Origin of the sequence: Crocosphaera sp. Alani8 (assembly GCF_038442745.1) — a bacterium.
Lineage (GTDB): Bacteria > Cyanobacteriota > Cyanobacteriia > Cyanobacteriales > Microcystaceae > Crocosphaera.
The window spans coordinates 1-15,212 of record NZ_JARVCN010000028.1 but is presented as its reverse complement, the minus strand read 5'-3'; the positions used below and the strand labels follow the sequence as shown (position 1 = coordinate 15,212).

Annotated in this window: 17 protein-coding genes; 5 read left to right on the top strand and 12 right to left on the bottom strand. The window is 37.1% G+C overall.

Annotation, left to right across the window (positions count from 1 at the left end):
• Positions 1-61: 61 nt before the first annotated feature.
• Positions 62-340 carry a fatty acid desaturase gene (locus tag P9B04_RS02315; protein ID WP_342053385.1) on the top strand — a complete coding sequence of 93 codons (279 nt, stop codon included), beginning with the start codon at positions 62-64 and terminating at the stop codon, positions 338-340.
• 179 nt (positions 341-519) lie between these two features.
• Here the strand turns inward: P9B04_RS02315 and P9B04_RS02310 are convergent, their stop codons facing one another.
• Positions 520-2,205 (bottom strand): DUF262 domain-containing protein, encoded by a 1,686-nt coding sequence (locus P9B04_RS02310; RefSeq protein WP_342053384.1) that lies wholly within the window; start codon positions 2,203-2,205, stop codon positions 520-522.
• A 70-nt stretch (positions 2,206-2,275) separates the two neighbouring features.
• Complete coding sequence (locus P9B04_RS02305; protein ID WP_342053383.1) at positions 2,276-3,805, bottom strand: YifB family Mg chelatase-like AAA ATPase; 1,530 nt, start codon at positions 3,803-3,805, stop codon at positions 2,276-2,278.
• Positions 3,806-4,016: 211 nt separating this feature from the next.
• Here P9B04_RS02305 and hemB point away from each other — a divergent pair, with 211 nt between their 5' ends.
• Positions 4,017-5,012, top strand: a complete 996-nt coding sequence (hemB, locus tag P9B04_RS02300) for a porphobilinogen synthase (RefSeq protein WP_342053382.1) — start codon at positions 4,017-4,019, stop codon at positions 5,010-5,012.
• A 156-nt stretch (positions 5,013-5,168) separates the two neighbouring features.
• Here the strand turns inward: hemB and P9B04_RS02295 are convergent, their stop codons facing one another.
• The 4 genes from P9B04_RS02295 to P9B04_RS02280 all read right to left on the bottom strand — a co-directional run bounded on the left by P9B04_RS02295 (position 5,169) and on the right by P9B04_RS02280 (position 6,809).
• Positions 5,169-5,438, bottom strand: a complete 270-nt coding sequence (locus tag P9B04_RS02295; protein ID WP_342053381.1) for a hypothetical protein — start codon at positions 5,436-5,438, stop codon at positions 5,169-5,171.
• Entirely contained in the window at positions 5,435-5,668 is a 234-nt protein-coding gene (locus P9B04_RS02290; protein ID WP_342053380.1) for a FitA-like ribbon-helix-helix domain-containing protein, read from the bottom strand. The genes P9B04_RS02295 and P9B04_RS02290 overlap by 4 nt, the downstream gene beginning before the upstream one ends.
• 199 nt (positions 5,669-5,867) lie before the next feature.
• The gene (locus P9B04_RS02285; protein ID WP_342053379.1) at positions 5,868-6,557 is read right to left on the bottom strand and encodes a Shedu anti-phage system protein SduA domain-containing protein; all 690 of its coding nucleotides are present in this window, start codon (positions 6,555-6,557) and stop codon (positions 5,868-5,870) included.
• Positions 6,558-6,587: 30 nt separating this feature from the next.
• On the bottom strand, positions 6,588-6,809 hold the full coding sequence (locus P9B04_RS02280; protein ID WP_342053378.1) for a type II toxin-antitoxin system Phd/YefM family antitoxin: 222 nt from the start codon (positions 6,807-6,809) through the stop codon (positions 6,588-6,590).
• A 176-nt stretch (positions 6,810-6,985) separates the two neighbouring features.
• On the opposite strand from P9B04_RS02280, the gene P9B04_RS02275 reads away from it, so the two are divergent.
• The 3 genes from P9B04_RS02275 (at position 6,986) to P9B04_RS02265 (ending at position 10,162) form a co-directional block, all read left to right on the top strand.
• Positions 6,986-7,732 carry a GTP-binding protein gene (locus P9B04_RS02275; RefSeq protein ID WP_342053377.1) on the top strand — a complete coding sequence of 249 codons (747 nt, stop codon included), beginning with the start codon at positions 6,986-6,988 and terminating at the stop codon, positions 7,730-7,732.
• Positions 7,729-8,544 (top strand): metallophosphoesterase family protein, encoded by an 816-nt coding sequence (locus P9B04_RS02270; protein ID WP_342053376.1) that lies wholly within the window; start codon positions 7,729-7,731, stop codon positions 8,542-8,544. Before P9B04_RS02275 ends, P9B04_RS02270 begins: the two co-directional genes overlap by 4 nt.
• Before the next feature lie 97 nt (positions 8,545-8,641).
• A complete protein-coding gene (locus P9B04_RS02265; protein ID WP_342053375.1) occupies positions 8,642-10,162 on the top strand; it encodes an RNA-directed DNA polymerase in 1,521 nt (506 codons plus the stop codon).
• A gap of 85 nt (positions 10,163-10,247) precedes the next feature.
• On the opposite strand, the gene P9B04_RS02260 is transcribed toward P9B04_RS02265, so the two are convergent.
• The 6 genes from P9B04_RS02260 to P9B04_RS02235 all read right to left on the bottom strand — a co-directional run bounded on the left by P9B04_RS02260 (position 10,248) and on the right by P9B04_RS02235 (position 15,169).
• Positions 10,248-10,679: a DUF29 domain-containing protein gene (locus P9B04_RS02260; RefSeq protein WP_342053374.1), complete on the bottom strand. Its 432-nt coding sequence runs from the start codon at positions 10,677-10,679 to the stop codon at positions 10,248-10,250.
• Between the two features lie 230 nt (positions 10,680-10,909).
• Entirely contained in the window at positions 10,910-11,131 is a 222-nt protein-coding gene (locus P9B04_RS02255; protein WP_342053373.1) for a type II toxin-antitoxin system HicB family antitoxin, read from the bottom strand.
• 196 nt (positions 11,132-11,327) lie between these two features.
• Complete coding sequence (gene nusB, locus P9B04_RS02250) at positions 11,328-11,969, bottom strand: transcription antitermination factor NusB (protein ID WP_342053372.1); 642 nt, start codon at positions 11,967-11,969, stop codon at positions 11,328-11,330.
• Between the two features lie 265 nt (positions 11,970-12,234).
• Complete coding sequence (locus P9B04_RS02245) at positions 12,235-12,978, bottom strand: DUF502 domain-containing protein (RefSeq protein WP_342053371.1); 744 nt, start codon at positions 12,976-12,978, stop codon at positions 12,235-12,237.
• A 186-nt stretch (positions 12,979-13,164) separates the two neighbouring features.
• A complete protein-coding gene (thrB, locus tag P9B04_RS02240) occupies positions 13,165-14,082 on the bottom strand; it encodes a homoserine kinase (protein WP_342053370.1) in 918 nt (305 codons plus the stop codon).
• A 109-nt stretch (positions 14,083-14,191) separates the two neighbouring features.
• Positions 14,192-15,169, bottom strand: coding sequence for a pentapeptide repeat-containing protein (locus P9B04_RS02235; protein ID WP_342053369.1), 978 nt, complete (start codon positions 15,167-15,169; stop codon positions 14,192-14,194).
• Positions 15,170-15,212 lie beyond the last annotated feature (43 nt).

Below are 15,212 nucleotides of genomic sequence, written 5' to 3'. Positions count from 1 at the left end.
CTTTGTCCCCTAACTTTCGGCGAGTCCCCCCAGACTTTTTGAGAAGCTTCAATTACCCGCTATTCTCAGATGGTTTACTGCAGACATCGGCTATCACAATATTCATCATCTTTCTGAAAGAATTCCCAATTATCATCTTGCAGCCTGTCATCGTGAAAATAGTCATCTGCTCTCAGATGTGAAGACCCTACGAATGAGAGATTTGCTGGACTGTTCCCAGTTCCTTTTATGGGATGCTGCCTCAAACCGTTTGGTTTCGATCCCGAAAGGATCAGCGTTGCGGTGCGCATCCTTTCGTCAATCGACTGAGGCGATTTTGAAAACCTCAAACCGAAAATAAGTTGTTACACCTGATCGTTAAAATGCAACCTGACAATATTCAAGATTGGCAACAAACTTTCATCAAAACTAACTTTTTTGTTCTGGTTTTTAGGGTTTTAATACAATGATTATCGGCAATAGATTCGAGATACTTTTAACAATTGATTCATATTGATAAACTTTTTAGTTCATTACCCATCAAAAGGGTGATCGTGGCCAAACTTTTATAGCGATATCAGCTAAGTGTTTCCCCCTTTCTTTAATCTCATCAAAATTCCAGTCATTAATATCACGAAAATACCTATTAAGATACAAGTTACTATCTTTTAAACATTCTCGTTTATCAGAATAGGGTTTATTAGATAATTCTGAATTATAAGCAGTAAGTGTTAAATTCCCCAATGTATGAAGCCAAGTTTTATAATTTCTTGCATTTTGTTCACCTAATGTTTTTTTCCATTTAGCACTAAGAGTTTGAGGCATAATATGTTCAACAGTCAATTTTGAAATATCAACAGTTTCTTTCCCTTGACTTTTTTCTAATTTTTCTAGAATAAATTGAGTTCTTTCTGCTGTTTTTGGGCTGTAAATACTATGTTTGAAAACTCCTTTTCTAAACTCTTCATCTGTTGGCCATCTTTTCTGATTTTCAAACCTATTGAGGATTTTATATAATCTTTGAACAATATTACCGTTATTTTCTTTTTGTATATCTTTATATAAATTATTAAAAATTCCACCCAATACTCTTGTAGATACTCCTGAAAATAAACGACGAACAAAATAGGATTCTAGATAAATTAATATCTTCTCAAATTCATCTTTTGAGATTTCACTATTTTGATAATTATGATATACATTCAATAGAAAAATATGTGATGTTGTGAAATCTAATTTCTTTAAGCTATTAAAATAGTTTTTTAGCAGAGAATTAGATTCTTCTGTTTCAGGAAAATTTAAACACTCATAATAGTGAGAAAATTTCACTAATGATTCCAATTCTTCTTGTAATCCATAGGAAGAATTATCAATTTTTTTCTTAAGTGATTGATAAATATTATTTTTAGAAACGGATTTACCATCTTTTCTTAAATAGAACCAAAAAGCGTTAGTTAATTCGCCAGAATATTTCTCACCTGCTTGTTCTTTAAATCTATTTTCAAGAGGTAACCATAAGCGATTATATTGTCTTTCCTTTTCCGGAGTTTCAACAGGTAATTTCATAAATATATAGTTACGAACTAGATCAGCTTGAGTTAATTCTTCTCCTTTATTATTTAAGCTTTCAAAAATCAAATAAGGGTTATCATCTTTACCAGATGTAATATTAACAACAATTAATTTCTCAAGAATAATATTTTTAATTTTTTCACAAAAATCTGCTTTTTCTTTGTCAAGTTTTTTGATGAAATATTGATAAGCTTCAGTTATTTTTCCGTTAGCTTCATCTGAATTAATTTCTAAATGAATAATGGCTTTATAAGAGTTGCGATCTGCTTGGGTAGGTAAAACTTTAAAATAATCATCATTATCTTGAAACTTATTAATTAAAAAATATTCATGCAATTGTTCTGAAAATCTTGAATTTGCGTCTTTTAATTTATCTCTTAAACTTGCTAGCAAAATACTTAAAGTGGTTAAACGCTGTTGACCATCAATAATAAGAAATGATGAAATTCCATCAGCAGTGGCAGATATTGATTGTGTAACAATTGGACCTAAAAAATAACTTCCCTCAACATCCCCATCATAAATACTCATTAAATCATCCCAAAGGGTATCCCAGTTATTTTTTTTCCAAGAATAAGGTCTTTGAAAAAGAGGAACTTGAAACTGTTTTGTCCCTTCCAAGAGATTACGAATACTGGTTTCAGAAGCTTTCATTTTGTTACTATTGATTTGACCTAACTCTTATTAGGGTTCCCAGAAATTACAGAAAAATAACAAAAAAATCTTACTGCATTCTATCAATAGTTCGATACTGTATCGCCTCAGCAACATGATAACTTTTAACCGCATCATCATCAGCGAGATCCGCAATAGTACGAGACACCTTTAACACCCGATCCATCGCCCTTGCAGATAACCCTAACTTATTGATCGCCCCTTCTAATAAGTTACGACTAGAATCATCCAACTCACAAAAACGCCGTAAATGGGGGGTTTGCATCTGTGCATTACAACTTACCGAAGGATCTTCCTTAAAACGATATTGAGCGCGATCGCGGGCTAATTTTACCCTCTCTCTAATACTATCCGATCCCTCCCCTGTGACCTGTTGCGTCATTTCTTCGGGTTTAAGACGGTTAACCGCCACCTGTAAATCAATTCTATCCATCAATGGACCCGATAACTTTGCCCAATATTGTTCCCGTTGACGGGGGGAACAGGTGCAGCGTTGGATGGGATCGCCGAAATATCCGCAGGGACAAGGGTTGGTACTCGCTACCAGGGTAAACTGTGAAGGGTATGTTACCGACTGACGAGTACGAGAAATAGAAACGTAACCATCCTCCAATGGTTGACGAAGAAACTCCAAAACATTGCGCTTAAACTCAGTTAATTCGTCTAAAAATAAGATACCGTGATGGGATAACGAAATTTCTCCAGGTTTGGGATAACTACCACCCCCCACTAAACTAGGACCGGACGCAGAATGGTGAGGACTGCGAAAAGGACGATCTTCTATCAAAGATCCCTTATTTTTCAGTAAACCAGCCACAGAATAGACCTGAGACACTTCTAACGCCTCAGAGAAAGACAAAGGGGGTAAAATTCCAGGTAAACGTTTGGCTAACATGGTTTTTCCGCTGCCAGGAGGTCCCACCAAAATTAGGTTATGTCCCCCCGATGCCGCTATTTCCAAGGCGCGACGGGCGTGGGTTTGGCCTTTAACATCCTTGAGATCCAGGGGAAAAATAGGGACTGAGTGATTCTTTTTCGAGGGTTGATAGGTGACAGGTTGATAGTTTTGGGGTTGACAGAGGAAGTCAGCAACATCGGAAAGGTGCTGGAAACCATAAACCGCTAAATCTTTGACCACGGCTGCTTCTTGGGCGTTATCCATCGGTACCACTAACCCTTTAATCCCTAGCTGTTGCGCTTTAGCAGCGATGGGTAAAACGCCAGCAACAGGGCGCAAACTGCCATCAAGGGATAATTCCCCTAAAAACAAATAATCCCCCAATAAATGGGCATCAACTTGCTCTGAGGCGGTTAACACACCCACACTGATGGGTAAGTCAAACGAAGGGCCTTCTTTACGTAAGTCAGCCGGAGCTAAGTTAATAATTATTTTTCGCACGGGAAAGGCAAAACCTGAATTCTTAATGGCTGCTTTTACTCTTTCCCTGGATTCTTGTACGGCAGTGTCTGGTAATCCCACAATTGTAATAGCAGGAAGTCCACCGGCTACATCCACTTCTACCCCAACTTTCACCGCATCAATACCCACTAATGAAGCACACCAAACCCTGGCTAACATTTCACTTTCCTATGACTTGATTGTTTGTTTTGTTTAGTATTCCCAGAAATTGGGGAAAAATTAGCCCTCCCTTGACAATCAGTTACCAGTGAACAGTGAACAGTTCTAAGGAATATCTAGTCAGAAAATCCCATTAATAGTTCAAATGATAATTGCTCTCAATGTATAATGATAGTCGTCATTTTAGGGAACGAGTTTGCCATTAGACGTTATGAGTTCTACTACTGAATATCTCTCCTTAGTCCATCGTCCTCGTCGCCTCCGTCGTACTCCATCCTTGCGTAGTATGGTACGGGAAACCCAATTAACAGTTAATGATCTGATTTATCCTGTATTTGTAATGGAGGGAGAAAATCAACAAGAAGAAATCTCTTCAATGCCAGGAATCTATCGTTATACCCTAGATTTACTGCTGAAAGAAATAGCCGAGGCTGCTGGTTTAGGAATCAATGCGATCGCACTTTTTCCCCTCATTGCTACGGATAAAAAAGATAATGCAGGAACAGAAAGCTATAATCCTGATGGTTTAGTACAGCGCACTGTCAGAGCAATTAAACAAGAAATTCCTGAAATTACCGTCATTACTGATGTAGCACTTGATCCTTTTTCTACCTACGGTCATGATGGCATAGTCGAAGATGGCATAATTCTCAACGACGAAACCGTAGAAGTGTTGGTCAAGCAATCCATTTCTCAAGCAGAAGCAGGGGCAGATATAGTAGCCCCTTCCGATATGATGGACGGGAGAATAGGGGCAATTCGCAAAGGTTTAGATGCGGCTGGTTACTTTGACGTGGGAATCTTAGCTTATTCGGCTAAATATGCCTCGGCTTATTATGGACCTTTTCGCGATGCTTTAGAATCTGCCCCCCAATTTGGGGATAAACAAACCTATCAAATGAATCCGGCTAATAGTCGAGAAGCTATCAAAGAAGTGGCTTTGGACATTGCTGAAGGTGCGGATATCGTTATGGTTAAACCGGCTTTAGCTTATCTCGACATTATTTGTCGCATCAAGGAATATACCAACTTACCTGTTGCTGCTTATAACGTCAGTGGTGAATATGCGATGGTTAAAGCGGCTGCCCAAAAAGGTTGGATTGATGAAAAGAAAGTCGTTTTAGAAACCCTTACCAGTATGAAACGGGCAGGGGCAGACTTAATTTTGACTTATTTTGCCAAACAAGTCGCTTTGATGTTGCAGTAAGGGTAGCTTTAATCTTTATATAAAAGGATTGTAATAATCAATATTACATCGCATAATATCCTTAGTGTTTAGGGTTACTAAACAATTATGCACCTTTGCTGTAGCTGCAAGTAGCCCATCGACAGTAGAGATAGGATCGGGTACATTCATTTTCCCTCAAGTTTCGGCAATTTCTTGAGTTATGGGAAAAATCCGATTGCTGTATTCTTGAATAATTGTTTTGAGCCAGACATCTAAATTTGACGCGGCATCAGGATCGCGTCTTCTAATCAATTCAACACCACAACGGAGTTCACCAACTACTAACACACTCAAATAAATTTCTTGTTCGTCAATCGTTGTATACCAATTTCTAACGCCTAAATTACAGCGATTTTTCTTTCGTAGTTCGGAGATAACATTCGTATCGAGCAAATATTTGGTCACAGTGAAATTTCTCTAGAATTGTCTCTAACACGGTTAAAATCCTCATCTTCGCCCACATCAGGCATAGCAAGAAGTAACTCTTTAAGAGAATTTTCTGCGGTTTTTTCTTCAAACACGCTGGTTAAAATTGAATCTAGTTCTGATTCGAGCGATCGCCCATGAATTGCTGCTCTTTGTTTTAGGCGATCGCGATTATCTTTGCTTAAATCGTTAAGGTTTATACTGGTCATGGTTGATCGTATATTGAGAGTGAATATTATTTTACTCGATATACAACTTTCAGATTGAAGATCCCATATCGCAACTTTTGTATATTGATCATTAACGATCACAACAAAGCGATCGCTAGAATCGATCATGGCATTAACATAAGATTTATCTGTACGAGAAAAAGTCTTAGTTTCACATTTAATATCCCATAATTGAAAATTATTCTGTATTTTCTAATTGTGTTGTTAGCAAATTTATTTTTAGCTTTTGTAACCAAGGTAACTTATGGTTAATTTGTCCAGCATCTTTAATTTTGTTAATTAGTGCATCGTATGTTCTAATTTGAAGATGAGGATTATTCCGATTATGTCTGCGTTTTAAATTTCTTTTTTGCTCATTATTTTTAAACTCTTTTCCTCTTCCAATAAGTAATATCCCTTTAGGTTCTGTAAATGAGTCGATTCCGTATGTATCTCTAATTGCTCCTTGATTGATAGTGCAGTAATCAATATATCTAGTAAGTTGATTTACTCCTTTGTTTGCTGCACCGCTAAATCTAAAATCTCCATTTTTGTCTTCAATCCAAATATTTTCATTTGCTCCTTTTAATTCTAATATCCACCACGTCACTCCATCTGAATTATCACCTGCAAATAAATAATCTGGTTTTAAGCCTTTATTTTGTCCAACACGAGGTTTAATTAGTTGTTGAGGAAGAATCCAAGCACCATGATGTCCTGTCCAGAAAAAAACTGAAATAAATGCTAATATAGATAGGTTTTTACTCAAAAAATCATCAATTTCTGTTTCGTCTGAATTTTTAATTATTAGTGATAAAAACTGGTCTACTTGCTTTGACGTTATGTCATATGGATCGACTTTGAATTCATCAGGTGGATAAATGCTCATAATAAATTTTCAAAGTAAAAGAAAATGATTTTAATAACGAAGTTCATCGATCGCATCATTTAACCTGTCTGCATTATTTTTACTAGATAATAGATGAAAAGTTGCCTCGTAAGCTTTAAAGTCATCTAAACTCATTACTACTACCGAGGCTGCATTTTGCCTAGTAACGATTAACGGAACGCGATCTACTTCAATTTTGTTGAGATATCCAGCCAGCTTTTGCCTAAATTCCGTATAGGTAACAGTATCCATAGTTGAGTCGTTTCTGTGTGTACATATAATTGTAGATATAGTGAACTGGATTTAGCAATAGAAGGTAATCGGCGATCTCGCAGAGATCCGCGAAGCGGTGCGCTTTAGTTTAAATTCTCTAACAATACTATTCTGATTTTTGGATATAATGATAATCGTTATCGAAGAATCTCGTTATGATTATTGCTGTTGCTAGTCCCCCAGGTGCGGGCAAAACTCAGTGGATTGATGAACAAATAGCCCAAACTAATGAAACTGTAGGCTATTTCAGTCCTGAAACCCATTCTATCCCTATTGATGCAATTTATCTTCAAAGTAAGCATCCTCAATTGAAGCTTTATCAGACAGCAGAAGAAGTTGCATTCAGCAACACTATTACTTATGTTGAAATTCCCTGGTATTTAGATTTAGCAGGAATTGAATCTTTACTGCAAACGGTTAATTCTCATCGAGTCGCTATCATTCCAGATGATACAGATAATACAGAACTAAAGACTTGGGGCGATGAAATTATTCCCAGAACTCACATAACTAACCCAACCACAGCTTTACAGATTCATAGAGGCGTTCTGACAGGAGAAATCCTAGATTTTGAGAGTTTAGCTACTTTTTGGCTGGAACTCATCCAAGGTGCTTATGGTGAGGTGTTTCGGGTAAAGGGAATATTCGATTTAGCAGACGGACAAATTTATTATGGTGATTTTAGATCGGGAAAATCGGAATTAGAATTGACACCCTTAAATTTACCCCGTTGGTTAAACGGTAAACCAGATCGTTTTAGTGGTTTTGAAATAGTGGGTAGTAATTTAGATAAAGCTGAAATTTTTCAGACTGTCCGAGATTGCTGCGTTCCCGAAGACGCTGTTAATTATTACCAAGAACAAGTCAAAGAATCTTTAGCAACTGAATTAGAGGCAGTATGAAAATAGCAGTAATATCGGATATACATGGTAACTATGAAGCTTTAGATGCAGTTTTACTAGACATTGACCAACAAAAAGCGGAAAAGATTTATTGTCTTGGGGATTTAGTGGGTTATGGTCCTTTTCCCAATGCTGTTACCGCACAAATTCGTTCTTTAGATATTCCCACTGTACAAGGTTGTTGGGATGAAGATATTGTGGAGGGACTCAACTCCTGTGAATGTAGTTATCCTTCTCTATTAGCGGAAAAAAGAGGTGTGATCGCCCACGAATGGACAAATAAGCACGTCCATCCAGAAGTTCTGGAATATTTAGCCCAACTACCCCATACTTATAAGGAGGGTAATCTCTGTTTCGCCCATGGTAGTCCTCATAGCAACCACGAATATTTGTTACCGGAAATGGATGCTTTTACTGCTTTAGAAAGAGTTCTTGCCAGTGATGCAGAGATATTATTTTGCGGACATACCCATGTTCCCTATGTTCGCACCCTAGATGCTGGACAATTACAGGTAAGTGTTCATCAACCTAATAAAAAGGAACAAGCTACTGTTAGTTTTAATACTCCCTTGAGACGAATTATCAATGTCGGTTCCGTAGGAGAACCCCGTCATGGTCGTCCTAATGCTACTTATGTGATCTATGATACGGAGACACAAGAGGTAGACTTACGGGAAGTGGAGTATGACTATAAAATAACCTGCAAAGCTATTTTAGATGCTGGTTTGCCCCCGATTTTTGCTTGGCGTTTGGCTAGAGGTTTGGAGTTTGCCGAAAAAGCTGACGATCCAACTCATGTTTGCGAAAGGTAAATAGTTTTGTTTGCGTTCACCAAGTGAAATCATTGCTAAATGAGAAGCTTTTGAAGATTAGGGGAATACTTAGTCTAGAAGTTAATTTATGTAGCAATTGATCAACAATACCGTAAGCAAACCTAAAAGGCATAGTCAGAGAACTGAAAAACTAGCACGCTCACTTGAAGCAAAACAAATATATGAATGGTTAGTGACAATTGGATATTTTCCTGAAGCTTATGTCTTACCTCCTTGTTTTTCTGTGGAAAAACATCCGCCCTATGGTACACACTATTTCCCTATCAACAATAACAAATATAAGCCTGATATTTCTCAAGTATGCGAGCTACATTTCCCAAAATCAGAACTAACAGATAGAACTTTTGGTATTATCGATCCCAAAATTCATAATGATATAGCTTTTGAATTTGCTCAAAACTGGCATGTATTACTAGATATATTATTTAATCCTGACAAGCATATATATTCATATAGTTTTCCAATTCCTCTTGATGCCTCTAATCAAGGACATTTAGGTAAATTAAGATCGGGAAGAATGATATATGAATATTTAGAAATGGCGGAAAATGATTTAGTTGAAGAAGCTTATAGATATAAATATATAATTCAAACTGATATTAAAAATTTTTATCCATCTATATATACACATAGTATTGCTTGGGCATTTCATACTAAAGTAACAATTCGCTCAGATAATAATCGCTTTAATAATCAATTACTAGGAAATAGACTAGATAAACTATTCCAAAATGCAAATGATGGTTGTACTAATGGACTGCCGATCGGTCCAGTTGTATCAGATTTAATTTCTGAGGTTATTCTATCAGCAATCGATAGAGAGATTTCGAAAAAAGTTGATCAGTATGATATTTTGGCTTTACGTTTTAAGGATGATTATCGTTTTCTGTGTAAATCTAAAAATGATTGTCGAAAAATCATTAAAACATTACAGCAAGAGCTAAAAGGATTTAATCTCCTTCTAAATGAAGATAAGACAAGAATCAAGGAATTACCTGAAGGTATTTTTAGAGAATGGGTTTCAAAATATCACCAGATATCCCCAAGAAAAGGTAAAAAGCTTTCTTTTAAACAATTCAAGGAATTTTATTTAGGAGTTCTCAATATTGATAAAGAACATCCCGGTACAGGGATTATGGATCGATTTATTGCTGATTTGACAGATAAAGAATACAAACCACTTATATCAACTGAACCGAAATGTTTAACCAAGTCCATTAGTTTATTACTATTACTGGCAGAGCGTAGAATAAAAACTTTTCCTAAGATTTTAGGTTTAATAGAATCTATGATGTTTCAATCAAATAGACAAGATACTAGAGATTTAATTGAAAAACATTTAAAATTAATGTTAAAGAACTTGAAAGGTAATTCTGAAGAAAATAGATATTTAATTTCTTGGATTTTATATTTTTTAAAAAGCAATAATTTTACTGTTCGAGGTATGCGTAATTTTAATCATTCTATTCTTGACTCAATAAAATCAAATAGAAATCTATTGTTTAATAACTGTACAGATTTCAAACTACATCGTAATATATCAAAAACAAAAGCAAAGGGTAGTTTATTATATCATCTGGATATATTTAGACCTTAAATATAAATTAAGTTTTGTTCTAAATAACTAGAATATCAAAGTGCGATATTAGAGGATTTGAGGGAAAGCTTTTCCAACTATATAATTATCCATCGTTGATAATATCTTCCAAGCTGTATTTTCGTTCTTGAGGAAAGCGATCGCCGTTGATACTACTCTTGGTTTTTTTAACAGCAGCTTGATATGCTCTACTATAGAGAAAGTCTAAACGTTGAGCGAGATGCTTGCGTAAATTAGTCGTTAACTTATTGTTAATTTGTAGTCTGAATCCTGTTATTTCCGCTTCCCAATAATTGCGATTCCACTCCGATTCTTCGTACCAGTATTCAATTAGTAACAGATGAAGCATAATTAAGTAGGCAAATTGCTCCACTGATGACTTTTCACATCTTACCAATGCTTCTATCTCGTCAACTAAATTATCGATGTCTAAATGTTGAAAATTGCGATCGCGCAATAATTGTGCTTGCTCCAATAGCCAGGAATCATATTCTGTATCAATGTTATGTTTTAACATAATTCCTAAGACTTTAAAATTTAGCTGTTAGTCTTATTTTACTGTGCGATCTAGTCATGTTGATTATTATTTTCTCAAACCATAATGGGATCGCTCAATTTTTAGGAGTCTTACTGTTGCACAATAGTTAAAACGACCTCCAGTCAGGATGCTTCCAACGTGCATAAGAGCATTTTTGTCTGGCTTTTTTAAATCCCAGTTTCTTTGCTACTTTTTCTAGTTCCTTGACTTTAGCTGGCATTAGCAACAAGCAATTCTACATCTTGAGGAAAAGAACGGTTCATTTCTTGATATTCTTCTAATATCATGGCGAAAACATTATCTATTTCTGCTCGTGCTGCTTCTGAAGTTTCACCCCAGGCGTGACACCCTTGAATAGCAGGAACATAAGCAACAAACGTATTATTGTCATCAGGACGAATAACAATTGTGTAATCTTCCAGGGACTTCATTGGTTACTCAATTTGTTCAAATACATCTTTTATTGTAGACAATAAATTAGCGATCGCTCAAGACTGATAACCTGAGTGCGATATCAGCAAATTTATAGAGAACTTGCAAAAATCAGCACTCTCAAACACCCATTATTTCCTAACAAAAGACTCAACTCCTAACACCGAACTCAGTTGAGATAGTTCTTTCTCCTCCCTAACCCGTTGGATTATTGTGCTTGATATGCTCTGTAAATCGTCTCAAAACTCCGTTAATGAAACGATAACCGTCATCGTCAGAATAGCGTTTTGCTAGTTCTACTGCTTCGTTGATGGCTACCTTTTCAGGAACCTTCAGAAACAAAATCTCTGCCACAGCAATTCTTAGCATATCTTGGTCGATTTTGGCTAAACGCTTCAGTTGCCAATCTTTTAAAACTGTTTCTAGTTGTTGATCGATTTCTTTTTTCCGTCGAGCAACAGTTGAGATTAGTTCCATTGCGTACTCTCGTACTTCGTATTGAGTTGCTAATTGAATGATCTCGGGGAATTCTACGGCATTGGCTAAGCGATTAATGGCTTTTTGTGTTAGGGTTAGAGCGTCCTCAATCATGGTTTTAGAACTCTCTAGGGTTGTAGCACGGGTTTCGTATTGGAATAGTTGATTATGTCCCCTTTTTACCTCTGCGGAAGCAGTCTCTAGGGTATCCTGTACCTCGCTGGTGAGGGTACGAATGGCGGCTAGGGTAAGAGCATCTAACTCAACTTGTTCGAGTTTTTCTGGTTTGCCTTTGATTTGACTGAGACTTAACAGAGCTAGTTCGCGGGCAATATGACGGGGTTGCTGACGGGGAGGCATAAGCGGTTAAAGAACTATAATTGTTGGATTAGAGACGGTTAATCTGAGTTCGAGGGTAGAATTTACACAAGCCAGAATTTTCAAATTTGAGTAATCTCGGTCACAAAATTGTAACTCTCTAACTGGGACCGAGTTCGATATGTTTGAATTTATACAGAATTTGCCAAAACCAGCAGTCTCAAACTCCTACTATCTCCTCAAAAAAGACTCAACTCCTAACACCAAACTCAGGTTAACTGGGGTTCGTTATTTGCTTATTTCCCTGTTATTTAGTGCTGTCTTCTTCTGCGAATAAAGAATGATTTTGGGGTGGTGTTACGGAAAAGTCCACGCTAACGGGACTATTTTTCTTAGACTGAGATAGTTGAGGAACTGCAGGCGGAACATTGGGACTGACAATACCTCCAGAGATTAGCACTTTGAAAGCATCTTCGATGGAAATGGGTAAATTAATCACATCATCAGCGGCAATAATCGCGTACCATCCTGATGTTGGGTTGGGAGTAGTGGGGATAAACACATTCAACATCGGTTTCTCTAAGTGGGTTTGTAAAGATGGACTGAGGGTTCCCGTAACAAACCCTAAACTCCAAACCCCTCGACGAGGATATTCCACCATAACGACGCGCCGAAATTTGGTCTTGGAGTCTTGGAAGAGGGTTTCTAGTATCTGTTTTAAGGTTTTATAAACCGCTCCTGCTAGGGGAATGGATTGTAAAATCCTTTCTCCTACGTCCAATAGCCATCTACCAGCAATGTTACGAGCCATTAGACCAGTAACTAAGATAAATAGCAATGGTACAGCTAAGCCAACAGTGAGATTGAGAACATAGCTTAAAATAGGGTCAAGGCCGTCGAAAGGGTTGAGTTGCTTGGGAATTTGGGTTAAAAGATTGATTACCCAAGTGGCTATGGTAATAGTTAGCCAGATGGTGGTTGCTAGGGGTATAACTACCAAGAGGCCGGCAATTAAATCATTTTTTAAATCTTGTCTAAAACGTTGCAGCACAGAGTACCAACTCTCCACTCAGATAATACTGATGATTACAAGGATGATTTTGCTAGATTAGATAATCTGGTATCAATTCTAACAGAAACCTCGCTTATAAGTTATGGGTTATCTGAGTATTTATTCAGGATTAATAGTGGGAACCAGGCTGATTTCAGTAAAAAAATTGGCTCGGATGCTTTTTCCTCAGTTAGACTTAGCCTTTGCTCCTTGGGTATCGATAGCTAAAGAGCGCACATCTGCTGTGATTTCTAGTTGCGCCCAAGCATTTTTCATGGCCTTTTCCACGGATTGAATCTGCTCGGGGTTGGTTAGGGACAATAAAGTGGGTCCGGCTCCACTTATGACCATACCATAGGCACCTGCTTTGATGGCCTGTTCTTGGACAAATTCGTAGCCTTCGATCAATCCTTTTCGATAGGGTTGATGGATTTTATCAGTCATAGCTTTGTTTAACCATTTTCCATCACCCATAGCCAATGCCCTAATCAACAAGCCCATCCGTGCTACGTTATAGATGGCATCAGCGCGGGGTAAGGTTTTTGGTAACACTGCTCTGGCTTCTTCTGTGGATAGCTCAAAGTTTGGTATGGCCACTATGGGAATGATATCTGAGTGCCAAGGAATTTGACAAATTTCCCAGTTTTTGGGTTCTCCAACGGATAATTGACAGTTTCCTAAGAGAGCGGGAACTACATTATCTGGATGTCCTTCTATTTCAATGGCTAATTCTATTATTTCTGCTATGGAAAGAGGTTGATTGACTAAGGTGTTTGCACCCAATAGCCCACCAACAATGGCGGTTGCAGAGCTTCCTAACCCTCTGGCGAGGGGAACCCCTAGTTTGATGTCAATGGCTATTTTGGGGGCTGTTTTGTTGAGATGGTGGTATAAATGGGTAAAGGCTCGATAAATTAGGTTACTGCGATCGCCTTTGATGCGATGGGCTTCGCTTCCTGTTACTGTGATAGTTAGGTCATTATCGGCTTCTGGGTTCTCAGTGAAGTTAAATTGATTGTAGAGGGTGAGGGCTGCGCCAATACAGTCGAAACCGGGGCCAATATTGGCGGTTGTTGCAGGAACCGTGACGGTAACACTAGACATATTAGGGCAATTATTGTTTAATTTTCTCGGTTTATTCTATCGATCTACGAGCCTGTTGTCACTTTTTTGCAAGTATGGCAATTCTTCTACTTGTAAGGTATGTAAGTAATTACTTTTGACGAGATTCTTTCCATTTGTCATAATCTTCTTGCGTTTTCATTAAAATCATTCCTGCTTTTTTCGGGTCAAAACCATCAGGAAAAACAGTTCCACAATCATTGTTAGAACACCATATAGTTGATTCTGAATCAGTATAAATTGCTCCTGATAGATCAGTTTCAACTAAATTAGTATTTTCTAGATTAGCTCTAACTAAATTAGCATTTCCTAAATTAGCTTCTTGTAAATTAGCTCCAAGTAAATCAGCATTTTCTAAATTAGCTTCTCTTAAATCGGCATTTTTTAGATAACCTCCTAAATCAGCATTTTCTAGATGCGCTTCAAGTAAATAAGCATCTTGTAGATTGGAATTACTTAAATTAGCTCCACACAATTTAACGTTATGAAGATAAGCTTTTGGTGCAGATAAACCGCTTAAACTTTGTCTTGGAAATCGATAACCTAAAAGCAATGTTCGTTTACATTGATTACTCCATTGATCCCAGTACCAATATTCTTTAGTGAACCCTATTAATGGTAATTTTAATGGTCGATAATTGAGAAATTCTAACGCTTCAATTCGTCCGCCACTTCCTGACTGTCCCTCAGCACTGGTAATAGTTTGCCAAGCAGAAAATACCTCAGCATTACGACGAGAATCTTCTGTAAAAATAAAACTAATAACACCAATAACAATAGCTAAATTTCCAACTCTTCCTAAAATATCAAAAAATGCCTGTTTATCTGTCCATGCTAACCCTGGTTCTAATATTTTCTTCTCTAGTAAATAGTAGGGTTGCCCCACAATAAAATAAAAAGGTTTATAAGCAAGTGGTAATCTTTTTAGCTTGATTTTTTGCTTTGCTTTCTCCCAGTAGTAATCTTCATAATAATCAGACTTATCCGATGGGTTTCCATTTTTTTTCCAAAGTTCATAAGTCATTAATCTAATTTCTATTTCTCTTTCTGCTTGTTGAAAATATAGCATTTCCCATACTCATGAGGTACACTGGGAGGAAACTATTTAATGC

What these genes read in the sequence shown, in the direction of transcription:
- P9B04_RS02310 (WP_342053384.1), bottom strand. Translation starts at nt 2,205, where the DNA reads ATGAAAGCTTCTGAAACCAGTATTCGTAATCTCTTGGAAGGGACAAAA.
- P9B04_RS02305 (WP_342053383.1), bottom strand. Translation starts at nt 3,805, where the DNA reads ATGTTAGCCAGGGTTTGGTGTGCTTCATTAGTGGGTATTGATGCGGTG.
- hemB (WP_342053382.1), top strand. Translation starts at nt 4,017, where the DNA reads ATGAGTTCTACTACTGAATATCTCTCCTTAGTCCATCGTCCTCGTCGC.
- P9B04_RS02290 (WP_342053380.1), bottom strand. Translation starts at nt 5,668, where the DNA reads ATGACCAGTATAAACCTTAACGATTTAAGCAAAGATAATCGCGATCGC.
- P9B04_RS02285 (WP_342053379.1), bottom strand. Translation starts at nt 6,557, where the DNA reads ATGAGCATTTATCCACCTGATGAATTCAAAGTCGATCCATATGACATA.
- P9B04_RS02280 (WP_342053378.1), bottom strand. Translation starts at nt 6,809, where the DNA reads ATGGATACTGTTACCTATACGGAATTTAGGCAAAAGCTGGCTGGATAT.
- P9B04_RS02275 (WP_342053377.1), top strand. Translation starts at nt 6,986, where the DNA reads ATGATTATTGCTGTTGCTAGTCCCCCAGGTGCGGGCAAAACTCAGTGG.
- P9B04_RS02270 (WP_342053376.1), top strand. Translation starts at nt 7,729, where the DNA reads ATGAAAATAGCAGTAATATCGGATATACATGGTAACTATGAAGCTTTA.
- P9B04_RS02260 (WP_342053374.1), bottom strand. Translation starts at nt 10,679, where the DNA reads ATGTTAAAACATAACATTGATACAGAATATGATTCCTGGCTATTGGAG.
- P9B04_RS02255 (WP_342053373.1), bottom strand. Translation starts at nt 11,131, where the DNA reads ATGAAGTCCCTGGAAGATTACACAATTGTTATTCGTCCTGATGACAAT.
- nusB (WP_342053372.1), bottom strand. Translation starts at nt 11,969, where the DNA reads ATGCCTCCCCGTCAGCAACCCCGTCATATTGCCCGCGAACTAGCTCTG.
- thrB (WP_342053370.1), bottom strand. Translation starts at nt 14,082, where the DNA reads ATGTCTAGTGTTACCGTCACGGTTCCTGCAACAACCGCCAATATTGGC.
- P9B04_RS02235 (WP_342053369.1), bottom strand. Translation starts at nt 15,169, where the DNA reads ATGCTATATTTTCAACAAGCAGAAAGAGAAATAGAAATTAGATTAATG.